Here is a 15,025-nt window from a genome sequence, read left to right as displayed (position 1 = left end):
CCACAGCACGAAACACCCAGCAAGAACCAGGGGAGATCATGGCCGTCACCGTCTACACCAAGCCGTCCTGCGTCCAGTGCACCGCGACGTACCGCGCCCTCGACAACAAGGGCATCCAGTACGAGGTGCTCGACGTCTCCGCGGACGAAGCCGCGCTCGAGCACGTCAAGAGCCTCGGCTACATGCAGGCCCCCGTCGTCGTGACCGACGACGACCACTGGTCGGGCTTCCGTCCCGACAAGATCGCGACGCTCAGCGCCGAACTCGCGTGAGCCGTGCGGGTCCCGTCATCGGGACCCGCACCTCCGCCGGCCGGGAGGCGCGCAGCACCTCCGTCAGGCCACCCCCGATCTGCTGTCCGCACCTCTCACAAGGAGCGCGCACATGAGTCGCCTCGTCTACTTCTCGAGCGTGTCCGGCTACACGGCCCGCTTCATCGAGAAGCTCGGCCGTGACGCGGACCGCATCCCGCTCTTCCCGAACGACCCGTTCCTCCATGCGGACGAGCCGTACGTGCTGGTCCTGCCCACATACGGCGGCGGCAACGGGCAGGGCGCGGTGCCCAAGCAGGTCATCAAGTTCCTCAACGACGAACGCAACCGCTCGCTCATCCGCGGCGTGATCGTCGGGGGCAACACGAACTTCGGCGAGGCCTACGGCCTCGCCGGGGACGTCATCGCGCAGAAGTGCGGCGTCCCGCTCCTGTACCGCTTCGAACTCTTCGGCACGCCGGACGACGTGCTGGCTGTCAACACTGGATTGGATGCATTTTGGACGCAGCAGTTGCAGACGTCGATCTGACGTCGCCGCAGACGGGGATGGACTACCACTCCCTCAACGCGATGCTCAACCTCTACGACGCGAACGGGAACATCCAGTTCGACAAGGATCGTGAGGCTGCCAAGCAGTTCTTCCTGCAGCACGTCAACCAGAACACCGTCTTCTTCCACAACCTGAAGGAGCGGCTCGACTACCTGGTCGAGAACGAGTACTACGAGCGCGAGACGATCGACCAGTACTCGCTCGAGTTCATCCAGCAGCTCAACGACCTGGCGTACTCGAAGAAGTTCCGGTTCCAGACGTTCCTCGGTGCGTTCAAGTACTACACGAGCTACACGCTCAAGACGTTCGACGGCAAGCGCTACCTCGAGCGCTTCGAGGACCGCGTCGTGATGACCGCCCTCGGCCTGGCGCAGGGCAACGAGCAGCTCGCGATCGACCTCGTCGAGGAGATCATCGCCGGCCGCTTCCAGCCCGCGACCCCGACGTTCCTCAACACCGCGAAGGCCCAGCGCGGCGAGCTCGTCTCCTGCTTCCTCCTCCGCATCGAGGACAACATGGAGTCGATCTCGCGCGGCATCAACTCCTCGCTGCAGCTCTCGAAGCGCGGCGGCGGCGTGGCCCTGCTGCTCTCCAACATCCGCGAGGCCGGCGCCCCGATCAAGCAGATCGAGAACCAGTCCTCGGGCATCATCCCCGTCATGAAGCTGCTGGAAGACTCCTTCTCGTACGCGAACCAGCTCGGCGCGCGCCAGGGTGCCGGTGCCGTCTACCTGTCGGCGCACCACCCCGACATCATGAAGTTCCTCGACACCAAGCGCGAGAACGCGGACGAGAAGATCCGCATCAAGACGCTGTCGCTCGGTGTCGTCGTGCCGGACATCACGTTCGAGCTCGCGAAGAACAACGAGGACATGTACCTGTTCTCGCCGTACGACGTCGAGAAGGTCTACGGCGTCCCGTTCGGCGACGTCCCGATCTCCGAGAACTACCGCGCGATGGTCGACGACTCGCGCATCAAGAAGACGAAGATCAAGGCGCGTGACTTCTTCACGACCATCGCCGAGATCCAGTTCGAGTCGGGCTACCCGTACATCGTGTTCGAGGACACGGTGAACAAGGCCAACCCGATCAAGGGTCGGATCAACATGTCCAACCTGTGCTCGGAGATCCTGCAGGTCAACACCCCGACGACCTTCAACGAGGACCTGTCCTACAAGGAGATCGGCAAGGACATCTCCTGCAACCTCGGCTCGCTGAACATCGCGCTGACGATGGACTCGCCGGACTTCGGCAAGACCATCGAGACGGCGATCCGCGGTCTGACCTCGGTCTCGCAGATGTCGCACATCTCGTCGGTCCGCTCGGTCGAGGACGGCAACGACAAGTCGCACGCCATCGGCCTCGGCCAGATGAACCTGCACGGCTACCTCGCTCGTGAGCGCGTGTACTACGGCTCCGAAGAGGGCATCGACTTCACGAACATCTACTTCTACACGGTGCTGTTCCACGCCCTGCGCGCCTCGAACAACATCGCCATCGAGACGGGGGAGACCTTCGACGGCTTCCGTGACTCGAAGTACGCGTCGGGCGAGTTCTTCGACAAGTACACCGACCAGGCCTGGGTGCCGGCGACCGCCCGCGTCGCGCAGCTGTTCGCCGACGCGAACATCGCGATCCCGACGCAGGACGACTGGAAGGCGCTGAAGGCGTCCATCCAGGAGCACGGCATCTACAACCAGAACCTGCAGGCCGTCCCGCCGACCGGTTCGATCTCGTACATCAACCACTCGACGTCGTCGATCCACCCGATCGCGTCGAAGATCGAGATCCGCAAGGAAGGCAAGCTCGGTCGCGTCTACTACCCGGCGCCGTTCATGACGAACGACAACCTGGACTACTACCAGGACGCGTACGAGATCGGCCCCGAGAAGATCATCGACACCTACGCCGCTGCCACGCAGCACGTCGACCAGGGTCTGTCGCTCACGCTGTTCTTCAAGGACACGGCCACCACGCGCGACATCAACAAGGCCCAGATCTACGCATGGCGCAAGGGCATCAAGACGATCTACTACATCCGTCTCCGCCAGCTCGCCCTCGAGGGCACCGAGGTCGAGGGCTGCGTCAGCTGCATGCTCTGATCGCCCACGCGATCACCCTTCGGACTGGAGGCACGGTGCCAGACCGCACCGCGCCTCCAGTCCGTCACCAGATCACCATCTCGAATCCGGAAGACAATCCATGACCCTCACCGACCCGGTCCACGCCACGGGCAAGTCCATCCCGCTGATCAGCGCGGTCAGTGCCATCAACTGGAACCGCATCCAGGACGACAAGGACGTCGAGGTCTGGAACCGTCTGGTCAACAACTTCTGGCTGCCCGAGAAGGTGCCGCTGTCGAACGACGTGCAGTCGTGGAACACGCTCACGCCGGAGGAGCAGCAGCTCACCATGCGGGTCTTCACCGGCCTGACGCTGCTCGACACCATCCAGGGCACCGTCGGCGCGATCAGCCTGATCCCCGACGCGATCACCCCGCACGAAGAAGCCGTCTACACGAACATCGCGTTCATGGAGTCGGTGCACGCGAAGAGCTACTCGTCGATCTTCTCGACGCTCGCCTCGACGCCCGAGATCGACGACGCCTTCCGCTGGTCCACCGAGAACGTGAACCTGCAGAAGAAGGCCCAGATCGTCCTCGACTACTACACCGGTGACGACCCCCTGAAGCGCAAGGTCGCCTCGACGCTGCTCGAGTCGTTCCTGTTCTACTCCGGCTTCTACCTGCCGATGTACTGGTCCTCGCGCGCGAAGCTCACCAACACGGCCGACCTGATCCGTCTCATCATCCGCGACGAAGCCGTCCACGGGTACTACATCGGCTACAAGTTCCAGAAGGGCCTCGAGGGCGCTTCCGAGGAGCGCAAGCAGGAGATCAAGGACTACACGTTCTCGCTCCTCTTCGAGCTCTACGAGAACGAGGTGCAGTACACGCAGGACCTCTACGACGGCGTCGGGCTGACCGAGGACGTCAAGAAGTTCCTGCACTACAACGCCAACAAGGCGCTGATGAACCTGGGCTACGAGCCGATGTTCCCCAAGGAGACGACGGACGTGAACCCGGCCATCCTGTCGGCGCTGTCGCCGAACGCGGACGAGAACCACGACTTCTTCTCGGGGTCGGGTTCGTCGTACGTCATCGGCAAGGCCGTCGTGACGGAGGACGAGGACTGGGACTTCTGATCCTGGTCTGACTCGTGAGGGCGCCTCGCTGGCTTCGTGATGCGCGAGCCGGTACTTGGCCAAGCAGGAATGAGATGTGGTCAGCAGCGCGCGGTGGTTGGCCGAAAACGCATAGATCTGGCCAGTTTCGCCTGGTGTCCGGTCTTGTGTAGCGCCAGCCAGTTCTCGTATACGTGCACTGTTTGGCCGTAGGAGGTTGATGTGCCGCGCGTGAGCCGTCCGCGGCCTGTGGACCTATGTCCTAGTCCATGGCCTGAAGCGTCGAGCGAAAACTCGCTGGGCGAGTTCGGCCGGCAGTTTGTATTGCGGCTCAGGAGCGCGATCGGGTCCCGGTCCCTGCGGTCAGTTGCTCTGGCGGCGGAAGTCAATCCGCAGACGTTAGCGAACGTGTTGGCTGGACTGGCGTGGCCGGATCTCGCGACGGTGGCGCGATTGCAAATGTCTCTGCGGGTGACTCTGGTTCCGGAGTCGGCGACTGATCGTGGGGCTGCCAGTAGCAAGTAGCCGGTAGTTCATGAGCCACTAACCTTTTGGTTCGAGGTGCCCGAGCCGGACCAATGTGATGTGGCCGCACCACCAGGTGCCGATCTCTCCAGGCTCTGCCCACTTCACGGCTGCCATACCTTCCCCGACGTGGGATGTGTCGACGATCGGTTTGACGACACTGACGCCGAGCCGAGCCGAGCCGAGCCGAGCCGAGCCGAGCCGAGCCGAGCCGAGCGGAGCCGGCCTCAGGCGCCTGCGCCGATCGCGCATCAGACGGTCCGCGAGTTCCTTGGGATGAACGAGGCCATGACCAGCGCTAGGACCGCGGCTGCCAATCAGGATCGAGGCACCATGGACCGGGGGAGCCTCACCGAATAGTTTGACGTCATGGATAACGTGCTCCGAGCCAACGACGTCCGAACAGGCTTACTCAGCGACGGTAAGCACCCTGATCTCATCGCCGCATCGCTGACTTGGACGGAACTGGGTCCGGAAATCGCCGTGCCGGCATCACCTCGGCAACCGCAGTACGCGGTCATCGAGGAGTGGCTCAAGCCCGGGCGCGGCGGCGTCGACCTCCTATTCGTCGATGACCGCGGGCCGGTGACTCTTTCGGACGTTCGCTACACAGGCCGACATGGCAGCACGATTCTCGTTACGAGAGGGAGAGCGCGAAACGCGATCTGTCAGTACCCGGAAGCGCTTCCAACGGGAACGGCCGAAGAACGCATTACTCGCGCGCTCGAAACCCCCCTGGCTCCGTCCGTGCTCTCCGTGGAGGAGATGTACTCAACGATCGACGGGCTTGCCCGCTTCAGCGGTTTCGGTCGCATCGAAGTCGCAGACACCGACCAGGAGCACCCCGAGCAGATCGTGCTCACCCGGAGCGTCAAGGAGCATGTCTCGTGGACGGTCGACGCGGAAGACTTCGCTTCCGCCCTGCAGTACGACGTGCTGCGAACCACACCTTGGCGGGAGAACGACGAGGGAGTCACAGTCCACAACGAGGTCGTGATCGAAACCAAGTGGCTCGGCGGTGACGTGCAGCCAGAGATCCTGTTGTGGCAGCAGTACCCGATGCGAAGCCTCCTCGTTCTCGCATACGGCAAGCGCGTGGAGTGGCGAAGCCACCACGTGCGTGGCCTATCGTTCCCGACGAAATACATGCGAGGAGAACCGGACACGATCGACTGGGCGCCGGCCTTCATCGCTGACACCGCGTACAGCACCTTCCAGGATCCGGTAAAGCTCCCCGTCCCCCTGTTCGGTATGCCGGCGCTCGGTCCGGACGGCATGCAGGCCTGGTTTGAGCGGTGGCTCGACGACGACGCCTTCCGGAACCCGATGCAGTCAGCAATTGAAGCGCTTGCAGGATTCACCCGGTTCCTCGAGCCCCGGGCAATGCTGCTGATCAACACCCTGGAAGCACTCGGCGGCTGGGTCGTCGGTGCGCCTCACGAACAGATCAAGCTGGTGGACGCGATTGCCAACTGCGTACGCGCTAGCGGAGGAGACTGGTCGAATCTCGCACGGCCCCCGTTCGATGTCGAGATGCTCGTCGCGCAGTTCCTTGCGACACTGCAAAACGACTTGAAACACGGCCAGCGCGGGCAGCGCCGGACGGCTCGCGATCTCCGATTCGGTGAGAAGCTTGCCTCCGCCCTGATCCGGATGACCGCCCTGCATGACATCCCCATCGACCCAGATGCAATCCGATACATCCGTGCAAGCCTGATCGAAGAAGTCGAGAACGAACTCGGACAAGACGAGCTCACCACCGTCACGCGCCCTAACGGCACGGACAAACAAGGGAACCCAAAGACCCGGGTTGAAGGTGAACTTCTTCGGTTTTCCCGCTGACGCTGCAAGTCGTGTCGGTGCCGGCTAAGCGGACACTGCTTACGATCGCCGATCTACGGCACGTCGGCGTCCGTTCATCGATTGGCTACTGAGATCCGCTGTCTCGCCGCGCTCGCAGTTACGGCCTGAGGGTGAGAGGACGCCCCGAGCGGGTCACCTTGCAAAGGTCAATCCGAGGTGCTCCGGGGCATCGGACCGAGAACAGTGTAGGTCTGTGGTCCCTGCTCAGTTTCGAACAGGGCAGCAGTGACGTCCTCTGGGGTGGTATGAAGGAGTTCGGGCTGGGCGAAGACACCGACCGAGTCAAGAACCTCACTGACTTTCGAGTTGCGTCGCTCCACGTAGATTCTCGCAACTTCGCGATGCGCTGGGTTTGGCAGGTCAGAGTCGCTCGGCATTTTGAAATCGCGCGCTACCAGCATTTGCACAATGCGCATGCCTTCGAAGAAGGTCTGCATGAAACTGAAGTCGTGAGGCACAGGACACACCACGAGGTTCTTCTGTTCATCCATGCGAACGGCATCGGAGGCTCCCGCCGAAGATGGAACAATCGCTATCCGCAGTCCCGCGGCAGCTTCCAGCCTTGACGGGTTGATTTTCACTGTGGTGCCCACCCAGTGGTCACGCCCCGTTGACCCTAAGAAAAGGTCTGCCTTCCAGAGGCCCTGAATACTGCGGGGCAATTGTGGACGAGATGCAGGGCGATGGAATGCCGCCGCAAGCTGGTTCATGTACCCCTGCAGCTTCACCGGCTGGCCTCGTCCTCCTGAAAGCACTCGGGAATCAGGGGTGATTAGTTCGCGTTTGGTGTCTACGAGCTGCTTCGAACCCGACTTTTCGATCGCGAAGAGTATCGACTTCGGCTCTGTCTCGGTGATACGAAACCTGCCCCAGTGCAGTTGCGACGCGATCACTGATGATTGGCTCTTGCCTCATCACTGCGTCGTGCACTGCATACTCGAATGCGACGCCCAAATCACCATCGCTCGCCTTACGCACTCGACCAAGGTTTTTCAGGCGCAGGCCCTCTCGGCCACCGTGGGGCTCCAGATACTCCTCACCGATTGAGTGCAGCAGCCCCACAAGAATCGGGCGCGTGACAGCGACAAGGGCGCTAACGGGCTCCGAAACAGGGTTGAGCTGATGTTCCTGCCGGATCTGAATCATGGCTCGATCCTTGCAGAGCGAGGAAGATTCAACAACTGAAGCCTGGCTCGCGACTCAGCGCAGCTTCCCTGTCCCTCGACGCAGTTTGAACCGCGGGTCAGGATCTCGACCGGGGATCCATCACCGGGCAGAGTCAGTGCCAGACGCTCACTGCGACGTCGAGGACTTTGAGGACCGCTAGTACGAGCGGTCGAATCAGCTAGGCCCATAACCATCGCAAGGGCCGCGGTAGCCACATCGGCTGCTCGTACTGCCTTCGCTTTGCGGTGCGTTCGGCACGCGTGAGCGGCCGTGCACGCCGACGTTGGTTGCGCTCACCGTTCATCATTGTTCGGGCGTAGCGCCGGAGTAACGGCTGTCTCGCTGACCGATTAGCGGTTGAGACCTGCACGGCGGGCACTCCCTTTCGCTGCCCTCACCCGGAGGCGGCCCGTTCGTGGGAGCGCGGCACCTGCGCTGCTAACGATTCCAACGCCAGTCATCGAGGCGGGCGTGCACGTGAATTGCGTTGAGATAGGACCCACTCCACCCCTTTCCTTCGAAGGGCTCGAGGTGCGTTCTCGCTGACCCTCGGTCCGCGAAAACGTCTAGCCGTCCGGTAGATGGCGCTTAGGATCGTCTTTCTCGACGGCTACTGCTTCACACGGCGTGCGGTCACCGCGGTGACGATGAGGCCCTGTCCGATGATCCATCTGGCGTCGATGTGCGTACCCGGTGGCCCCGGTGTCGTAGAGTCGTGATCTTCAGGACTACGCAGATACGACCGAACCGGCAGACGGAGGCAGTCCGTTTGCCGATCGGCTAACGGACTAGTAGGACCCCTGTGATGGACGGGAGTGTGAGGCGGTGCTGGGAGTCGCCGTGGACCACGGCGTGTAGCGTCCCGTGAGCTACGCCGTGGCCCTAGCTGCGGCAACCCGATCTCCCTGTTTTCGGGCTGGCTTCGTTGTGACTTTCAGCGTCGAACCCGACGGCGTCGTAGCGCGGGGGCGGCTGCTCCGGACCCGAACTCCAGGCAGACGCCCCCGCATCCCACTTCTATCGGTCGGCGTCTGCAAGGGCGAGCACACAGCCATGCGAGGCCTGCGACGAAAGAGTTGTGCGCTGATTTCATCGTCGAATGGGCAGACTTCACGGCTCCGGTACGGGGGTGTTCGCACCGGCCAGAGAGCCACGATCCGCACGACTCGCGGCCTGTCCCGCGTATTCGACGTAGCGTGAGCACTCGGGTCACCACCAAGGTCACCGTCACGATGCTCCCGTTCTCCGCGGCCGCTTGACGCGTTGGCACGTCCCGACATCACGGGGCTCGCTGCCCCAGAGATGCAGGTCGTTATGACCGCCGAAACCCCCCGCCACCAGAGCACGAGGAACGAACGCCCACCCCGGTCAGGGCCGCCATCTCTTCCCGATCGCGTCCAACTCGACCGACGTCGCCTGCCACTCCCACGCACACGATCCGACTGCAGGCGTGCGAACACGGGGTCGGACGCGTGAGCACGGAACTTCCGGTAGCCGCAGAGGGGGCTCCGTCCGCTGCTACGGCCGCCGGTTCCCCGACGCTCCGGCCGATCGTGGCGGTCACCGGTGACGACACCGACGCCGCGATCCGGTCCCTCGCCGGCATGTACGCCGGGAAACGGTGGTACTCGCGGCCGACCGACCACGAGTACTGGTTCAAGTACGTCGGGATCGGTGACTCCGAGCTGAGCGTGCGCCGCTCGCAGATGCACGGCTACCTCCGCGGTGAGATCGCCACCGAGCAGGAGGTCGTGGTGCAGTGGCTCGATCAGGGCACCGCGCGCCTCGACGTCGGTCGGAACGAGATCCGCATGCGTCGCGGGACTCCGACCATGTTCCCGGTGGACCGGCGCTTCGAGGTGGAGTGTCAGGACTGGGACCAACGCCTCGTGCACGTCAGCAAGGCCCTGGTCCTCGACGTCGCCGCGGAGCGGTACCTCGTTGATCGCGCGGTCGTGTTCGATCACATGGCCGGCCCTGACATCGCGGCCGTCGGCCCCTGGCAGGCTTCCCTCTCCACGGCGGTCCAGGTGCTGCGCGAGACGGGCGCATCGTCGCTGGCGTGGCACGAAGCTCAGCGAGAGCTGACGCGCACGCTGCTTCGACTGTTCCCGCCGCAGGCGGAACGCCTGCCACCCCGCTACGGAGCGCGGCAGAACCGTCCGGTGCGTGCTGCCGTCGAGTTCATCCACGCGCACGCGCACACCCGATTGACCATTTCCGACGTCGCGGCCGCAGCCGAGATGAGCGTCCGCGGGCTGCAGGAATCGTTCCAACGAGTCCTCGGTCGGACCCCGATGGAGTACGTCCGGGATGTCCGGCTCGGCCGAGCGTACGAGGAACTTCGCACTGCGGACCCGGCAGAAACATCGGTCCGGGAAGCGGCGCAGAAGTGGGGCTTCACCCACATGGGGCGGTTCTCCGCCACGTTCCGCGCCCGGTACGGCGAGTACCCCAAGCAGACGCTCCGTCGATGACGGGACCGTGCGGGACCGGCTGTGGGCACGGCGGCCCGTGCCCACAGCCGGTCCCGGTTTCAGGTGCTGCGGACGTACTGGTAGCCGTTCCGGGCCATCGGACGGTGCAGCCGGACGTGGGTCGCCGTCCACATCTCTCCGCGGTATCGCAATGACTCAGGTGCAGAGCCTCTGACGGTGAGGTTGACGTCGTCGTGTTCGGGGTCCTGCAGCACGAGGGTGCGCAGCACCCCTGCGGGATCCAGCGTGACGTGGGTGGAGGGCTCGTCGGGGATGTTCTCCTCAGGCCGCAGCGGTTGGTCGTGCAGGCTGGACGCGTCCGAGGTGGTGTGCGGGTTCACAGCGCGCGGAGTTGCTCGTCGGGTACGAACCGGATGCGCTCGGCCGCGCGGGTGACATCCTGCGCCCGGGCCAGCTGCTCATCCCTCGCCAGCTGCGCATTGTCGCGGGACTGCCTCGCCTTCGCGAGGGCGTCGCCGCTGATCTGGTGCACCAGGTTCGCAAGCGCAGTCGCGAGCCCCCGCTCCAGCTGGTCGAGGTTGGTGTGTCCGATGACGAGGCGACGGTCGTGGACGGCGAGGGTGACCTCGGGGTACCCAGAGCGCTCGAGTGTCTTGTGGCTGGTCGAAGCTTCGAGAGCGGCGACCTCAGGTGGGCTGGGTCGCCGGTTGAACACGGCCGGGACGTCGTAGAAGTGCTCGGCGTGCTGGGTGCCGAGGGTGGTCGGGAGGCCCGATGTCACGACGCTCGTGAGGGCGAGGTGCTGGTCAGCGGAGATTGGTTGGCCGGTCATGATGACTGCTTCCGTCGGCGGTGGTGACCGCCGTGCCGCCTGCAGCACTGCCGACGTCACGGTCGGGACCGCCTCCCCACAGCATGACCCCCTCGGCCGTGAAACGGGTGTTCCCGGGCGAGATCCGCGCAACCCGCGCGATGGCGCTGCGATGCGCCACGAGCGTACGCATCGCCGCTCACCGGGCAGCAGGTGATCCTGTCGCGGAACGACTCGGGATGAGGATGCATGATGCATGACGCACGGAAGAAGCTTCAAGACTCGCGTATGAAGCCGCTGCCGCCCCGCGGCGATAGCTGATCGGCAAACAAAACACCCGAGGCCGCTCGCTCCCGCCATCCATTCCGGTTTACGGTGCGCGTGCAGATGGTCGGCTAGCGACCGGGACAGTTTTGACAGGAACGATCGCGCTCCGGCCGGAGCAGCAGAGAAGCACTCGACGGCCGGAGTGTCGATGCTCGACAAGCCTGCGGCGTAACGCCGATCGGGTGTGGCCTGCTACCGGCAACTCTACGTCTGTCCGCAGAAATGGGGACACGGACACTGTGACCCCAGAACAAGGGTGGGGGCTTGATGGGGCTTGGCGTTCAGGGCAGCGGGTGCCCGTACTTCGCAGCGATCTCAGCTCGCGCCTGGTCTCGGGAGAGCGTGCCCTGCAGCATCCGCTCCACCCGCTGCAGAGCGTCCGCGTCAACGTGCAGCCCCCGCGCCTGCAACACGCTTTCTATGAACGCGAAATCACTAGAGACGTTGATGTGTTCATCGTTTGCCCTCATCGGTTCATCGTGCCTGGCTTGTATGGGCGCCGACGCTGCGCAGCTGCATCGTCTCGGTAGGCGACGAGTGCCAGGGGAGGTGATGCGCCGGGTTCGTCGCGGCTGATGTTCAAAATCCTGCGCGGACCGCTGCTGTGCGCGCGTCGATGTCGTTCAGGTAGCTACGCGTGGCGGGAGGGATGGTGGTGAGGTTGTCGCCGAGCTCGTCGTCCTCGGCCGCGAGCGCCAGGAGGTAGAGCGCCGGGGCCAGAACGACGATCACGGTCTCAGCGATCCCGGACCGGTCGAAGGTTGGGATGCTGACGCGGTCGGCGAGCCCGCTCTGCGCGAGGGCGGCCGCGTAGTCGATGGTCGTGTAGGCCACTGCGTCGCAGACAAGCAGGGGTGTGTGTCCGTAGACGAGGCTCTTCAAGGGCGTGCTTCCTGATCGCGCGGTGCGACGCGATGAGGCGCTGCCGCAAGAGAGATCGTGGCTCATGCCCGCACCGCGGACGCTACGCCGGAAGGCTGCTCGGCCGCGGATGAGCAGTCCACGATGCGCGGCATGGTGCCGGCCATGACACCTCGGGGCCATACACGGACGACGCGATGACCCGCTCCGAGGAGCACTTCAACGTCGGCACGCAGAACGTGCACACCAGCCGCGCCCGGCTCCGGAAGCACATCGTCACGGAAGCGATTGCCGCTCCCGGAGGCGAGTACCTACCCCAGCCCTTTCCTGCTCCATCGTTTACGAGAAACCGGAAGCTAAGCCCCTCGTCGATACGTAACGGCACGCCCGGCGACGCGGCGATCCGCCAGACAATCTCCCGCTCTGCTCACCGAATCCGGGCCGCTGTCGGTCGGTCACCGCGACACGCAAGACGTCCGGTTAACGATCGTCTAGCGGACGCTGGCGCGCGCTCGGTCAGTGCGGGGATGTGCCCTACCTGGCTCCAGTTCGCAACGACCTGCCCCGCGGATCAACCCCTGGAGGGACGCGTCGGACAGACGAGATGGGCAGGATCGCTCACGTGTCTGACAACCCGTTCGGTGAAGTCCCCGCCCTGCCCGTTGCCCTCGTGGTCGGCGTCACCGCCTTCCTCACCCAACTGCTACTCCTGCTCCGCGGAGGACGATTCACCTGGCCTCGCGCAATCGTTGCGGGCGCACTCGCTGTCTACGCTGCCGGAATCTTCGCGAACACCGTGCTCCCGATCTACCTCAACCGGCACCCGCAGCTGCAGCCGTGGACGCCGAAGCTGGCAATGATCCCGTTCCACGACTACGAGGTGATGGATGCAATCACGAATGTGATCGTGTTCGCCCCGTTGGGCATCTTGATCCCGCTGCTGATGCGCCAACCGTCCTGGGTGAAGGTGGTCCTCGCCGCCGCGGCGGTCAGTCTTGCGATCGAACTCCTGCAGATCGTCACGGACGGGCTCTTCGGCGGTGGTCATGTCGCGGACGTCAACGACTTCCTTTGGAACACCGTCGGCGGGGCCGTCGGCTACGCGATCTTCCTCGTGGTGTCGCGCACTCCAGTCTTCTCGCGGCTCGTCGAGCTCTTCCGCTGGCACCCTGCCACGAGGACCACGCGCACCGCCTGAACCAGGCAAGAATCAATCGCAAGCGACCACGGAGAGTGAGTCTCCGCGGCCGCCCATGCTCTTGGTGAACGATCGGCTCTCGGACGCGTGCGTCCGAGAGCGGATCGGGCTGGTCAGCGGTCAGGGTGCACTTGGCGGTCGATGCAGCGGTAGACGGTCGCTCGTCCAACACTGAAGAGTTCCGCAAGCTCGGCGACCGAATGTGTGCCGGCCTCGTGCACTTCGAGGAGGTGCCGCTGCTGCGCGACGTTGAGCTTGGGCTGTCGCCCACGGAGGTGACCCTTCGCCTTCGCGATCTGCATTCCCTCGCGTGTCCTGGCTCGGATCAGGTCTGATTCGAACTCGGCCACCATCGCGAGGACGTTGAACAGCAGCCGACCCACGGGGTCGTTCGGATCGTGGACAGAGCCACCGATGTTGAGCTTCACGTTCTTCGCCGTGAGTTCGTCGACGATGTCCTTCGCATCGCGGAGGCGCCTGGCCAACCGGTCCAGCTTCGCGATCACCAGCGTGTCTCCGTCACGGCAGGAAGCGAGCGCTTCGCGGAGACCGGGTCGTGAACGATTCGTGCCGGTCAAGCCGTGGTCAGTGTGGATGTTGATCGGAAGGACTCCGAGCCGTTCAAGCGCGACGCGCTGCGCGGTGAGGTCTTGTTCGTGGGTTGAGACGCGGGCGTACCCGATGAGGAGAGCGTTCATGCTGCGAGGATCGGCTTGCTGCATCTGGCTCGCGTCGTTCCACATCCGGTCGGTCCTGCGCTACGGCAGCGCCCGAAGCCCATGACGTCGTCGGTACGTCAGACGATGCTGTTGCCCCCGTCGACGAGGAGCTCGCTCCCCGTCATCCCCGAGCTCTGGTCGGACACGAGGAAGAGCGCCGAGGCGGCGACCTCCTCCGGAAGCAGGAGCCGGCCGAACGGGAGCCCGCTCGCCATCTGCTCGAGCATCGCGTCCGGGTTGCGCGGAGCGAGACCTGCGAGCCCCGGCGTCTCCGTCGGACCAGGAACGATGGTGTTGATCCGGACCCCGAGCGGTGCGAGCTCGGCCGCCCATGTCCGGGTGAGGGCAGCGACCGCAGCCTTCGACGCCCCGTACAGCCCGAACGACGGCTCGGTGCCGGACGCCGCCGTCGATCCGGTCACGACGACGGCCGACTCCTCGCGCAGGAACGGCACCGCGCCCTGCAGGGTGAGCGTGGTGCCACGGACGTTGGTGCCGAACGTCGCCTCGAAGTCCTCCGCGGTGACCGCGTCGAGGGCCTCGAACTCCCCGCCGTCGGCGTTCGCGTGGACGGCGTCCAGGCCGCGACCCCTTTCGGCGACCGCGGCGAAGACCGTCGCGATGTCGGCCTGCTGAGCGGCGTCCGCGCGGATCGGCGTCACCGCGTCACCGAACTCGTCGCGCAGGGCGTCGTGACGCCGAGGCGGCCGCCACAGTGACCGAGGCGGCCGCCACAGTGACCGAGGCGTTCGACACCATCCGCGCTGGCTACACGGCCTGCATCGTGGATGCGCAGGCAGCCGGCGAGGTCGAGGCAGACGCCGACGCCGAGGCGCTCGGCACCTACTTCTGCGCGGTCATCGAGGGAATGGGGGCGATCGGACGCGGCGGGACCTCGCGAGCGGCACTCCTGCAGGTGGGGATCGCGAGCCTCGCGGCGCTGCCGATCACACCGCTGGGCGCAGAGCACCTCGGGACCGCGGACGGTCCCTGGGACTGAGCGTCGCCCTGTCCCAGGGTGATCCCGCGCTGACGCGAGCGGCGGGGCGGGCCGCCGCCACGCCTCCAGTCCGGGTCTGGAGGCGCGCATTCCGCGGGCGCGTCCGCGCCC

The 15,025-nt window shown here is 64.8% G+C and carries 16 protein-coding genes; 8 read left to right on the top strand and 8 right to left on the bottom strand.

All coding sequences use genetic code 11. The features are described 5' to 3' along the window. Nucleotides 1–38: 38 nt before the first annotated feature. The 5 genes from nrdH (at nucleotide 39) to DEJ22_RS13205 (ending at nucleotide 6,372) form a co-directional block, all read left to right on the top strand. Nucleotides 39–272: a glutaredoxin-like protein NrdH gene (gene nrdH, locus DEJ22_RS13225; protein ID WP_058727719.1), complete on the top strand. Its 234-nt coding sequence runs from the start codon at nucleotides 39–41 to the stop codon at nucleotides 270–272. A 112-nt stretch (nucleotides 273–384) separates the two neighbouring features. Further along, nucleotides 385–801: a class Ib ribonucleoside-diphosphate reductase assembly flavoprotein NrdI gene (nrdI, locus tag DEJ22_RS13220; protein ID WP_111228329.1), complete on the top strand. Its 417-nt coding sequence runs from the start codon at nucleotides 385–387 to the stop codon at nucleotides 799–801. Nucleotides 802–818: 17 nt separating this feature from the next. Then, nucleotides 819–2,924: a class 1b ribonucleoside-diphosphate reductase subunit alpha gene (nrdE, locus tag DEJ22_RS13215; RefSeq protein WP_111228330.1), complete on the top strand. Its 2,106-nt coding sequence runs from the start codon at nucleotides 819–821 to the stop codon at nucleotides 2,922–2,924. Between the two features lie 100 nt (nucleotides 2,925–3,024). Further along, the gene (nrdF, locus tag DEJ22_RS13210; protein WP_111228331.1) at nucleotides 3,025–4,026 is read left to right on the top strand and encodes a class 1b ribonucleoside-diphosphate reductase subunit beta; all 1,002 of its coding nucleotides are present in this window, start codon (nucleotides 3,025–3,027) and stop codon (nucleotides 4,024–4,026) included. Between the two features lie 873 nt (nucleotides 4,027–4,899). Next, nucleotides 4,900–6,372: a hypothetical protein gene (locus tag DEJ22_RS13205; protein WP_146241820.1), complete on the top strand. Its 1,473-nt coding sequence runs from the start codon at nucleotides 4,900–4,902 to the stop codon at nucleotides 6,370–6,372. A 167-nt stretch (nucleotides 6,373–6,539) separates the two neighbouring features. Here DEJ22_RS13205 and DEJ22_RS13200 read toward each other — a convergent pair whose 3' ends face one another. After that, a complete protein-coding gene (locus tag DEJ22_RS13200) occupies nucleotides 6,540–7,121 on the bottom strand; it encodes a hypothetical protein (RefSeq protein WP_146241821.1) in 582 nt (193 codons plus the stop codon). A 34-nt stretch (nucleotides 7,122–7,155) separates the two neighbouring features. Then, nucleotides 7,156–7,539, bottom strand: coding sequence for a hypothetical protein (locus DEJ22_RS13195; RefSeq protein ID WP_146241822.1), 384 nt, complete (start codon nucleotides 7,537–7,539; stop codon nucleotides 7,156–7,158). A 1,574-nt stretch (nucleotides 7,540–9,113) separates the two neighbouring features. Between DEJ22_RS13195 and DEJ22_RS13190 the strand changes: the two genes are divergently transcribed. Further along, nucleotides 9,114–10,037: a helix-turn-helix transcriptional regulator gene (locus DEJ22_RS13190; RefSeq protein ID WP_111228336.1), complete on the top strand. Its 924-nt coding sequence runs from the start codon at nucleotides 9,114–9,116 to the stop codon at nucleotides 10,035–10,037. A 59-nt stretch (nucleotides 10,038–10,096) separates the two neighbouring features. Here the strand turns inward: DEJ22_RS13190 and DEJ22_RS13185 are convergent, their stop codons facing one another. From DEJ22_RS13185 to DEJ22_RS13170, 4 genes are all read right to left on the bottom strand, one after another. Further along, nucleotides 10,097–10,378: a hypothetical protein gene (locus tag DEJ22_RS13185; RefSeq protein ID WP_111228337.1), complete on the bottom strand. Its 282-nt coding sequence runs from the start codon at nucleotides 10,376–10,378 to the stop codon at nucleotides 10,097–10,099. Further along, nucleotides 10,375–10,830, bottom strand: coding sequence for a hypothetical protein (locus tag DEJ22_RS13180; RefSeq protein ID WP_111228338.1), 456 nt, complete (start codon nucleotides 10,828–10,830; stop codon nucleotides 10,375–10,377). Before DEJ22_RS13180 ends, DEJ22_RS13185 begins: the two co-directional genes overlap by 4 nt. A gap of 587 nt (nucleotides 10,831–11,417) precedes the next feature. Next, nucleotides 11,418–11,606 carry a hypothetical protein gene (locus DEJ22_RS13175; RefSeq protein WP_111228339.1) on the bottom strand — a complete coding sequence of 63 codons (189 nt, stop codon included), beginning with the start codon at nucleotides 11,604–11,606 and terminating at the stop codon, nucleotides 11,418–11,420. Between the two features lie 109 nt (nucleotides 11,607–11,715). Continuing rightward, the gene (locus DEJ22_RS13170) at nucleotides 11,716–12,018 is read right to left on the bottom strand and encodes a hypothetical protein (protein ID WP_146241823.1); all 303 of its coding nucleotides are present in this window, start codon (nucleotides 12,016–12,018) and stop codon (nucleotides 11,716–11,718) included. 601 nt (nucleotides 12,019–12,619) lie between these two features. Here DEJ22_RS13170 and DEJ22_RS13160 point away from each other — a divergent pair. Beyond that, the gene (locus DEJ22_RS13160; RefSeq protein ID WP_258379733.1) at nucleotides 12,620–13,195 is read left to right on the top strand and encodes a VanZ family protein; all 576 of its coding nucleotides are present in this window, start codon (nucleotides 12,620–12,622) and stop codon (nucleotides 13,193–13,195) included. A gap of 113 nt (nucleotides 13,196–13,308) precedes the next feature. Here DEJ22_RS13160 and DEJ22_RS13155 read toward each other — a convergent pair whose 3' ends face one another. Both DEJ22_RS13155 and DEJ22_RS13150 read right to left on the bottom strand, forming a co-directional pair. Beyond that, nucleotides 13,309–13,893, bottom strand: a complete 585-nt coding sequence (locus DEJ22_RS13155) for a recombinase family protein (protein WP_111228397.1) — start codon at nucleotides 13,891–13,893, stop codon at nucleotides 13,309–13,311. A gap of 98 nt (nucleotides 13,894–13,991) precedes the next feature. Continuing rightward, nucleotides 13,992–14,600, bottom strand: a complete 609-nt coding sequence (locus DEJ22_RS13150) for an SDR family NAD(P)-dependent oxidoreductase (RefSeq protein WP_258379737.1) — start codon at nucleotides 14,598–14,600, stop codon at nucleotides 13,992–13,994. Between the two features lie 50 nt (nucleotides 14,601–14,650). On the opposite strand from DEJ22_RS13150, the gene DEJ22_RS13145 reads away from it, so the two are divergent. Further along, entirely contained in the window at nucleotides 14,651–14,914 is a 264-nt protein-coding gene (locus DEJ22_RS13145; RefSeq protein WP_111228343.1) for a hypothetical protein, read from the top strand. The last annotated feature ends 111 nt before the right edge of the window (nucleotides 14,915–15,025 follow it).

The sequence above is a fragment of the Curtobacterium sp. MCSS17_007 genome, from assembly GCF_003234175.2.
Lineage (GTDB): Bacteria > Actinomycetota > Actinomycetes > Actinomycetales > Microbacteriaceae > Curtobacterium.
The sequence above is the reverse complement of the archived record's forward strand: the minus strand, read 5'-3'. Positions and strand labels throughout refer to the sequence as shown.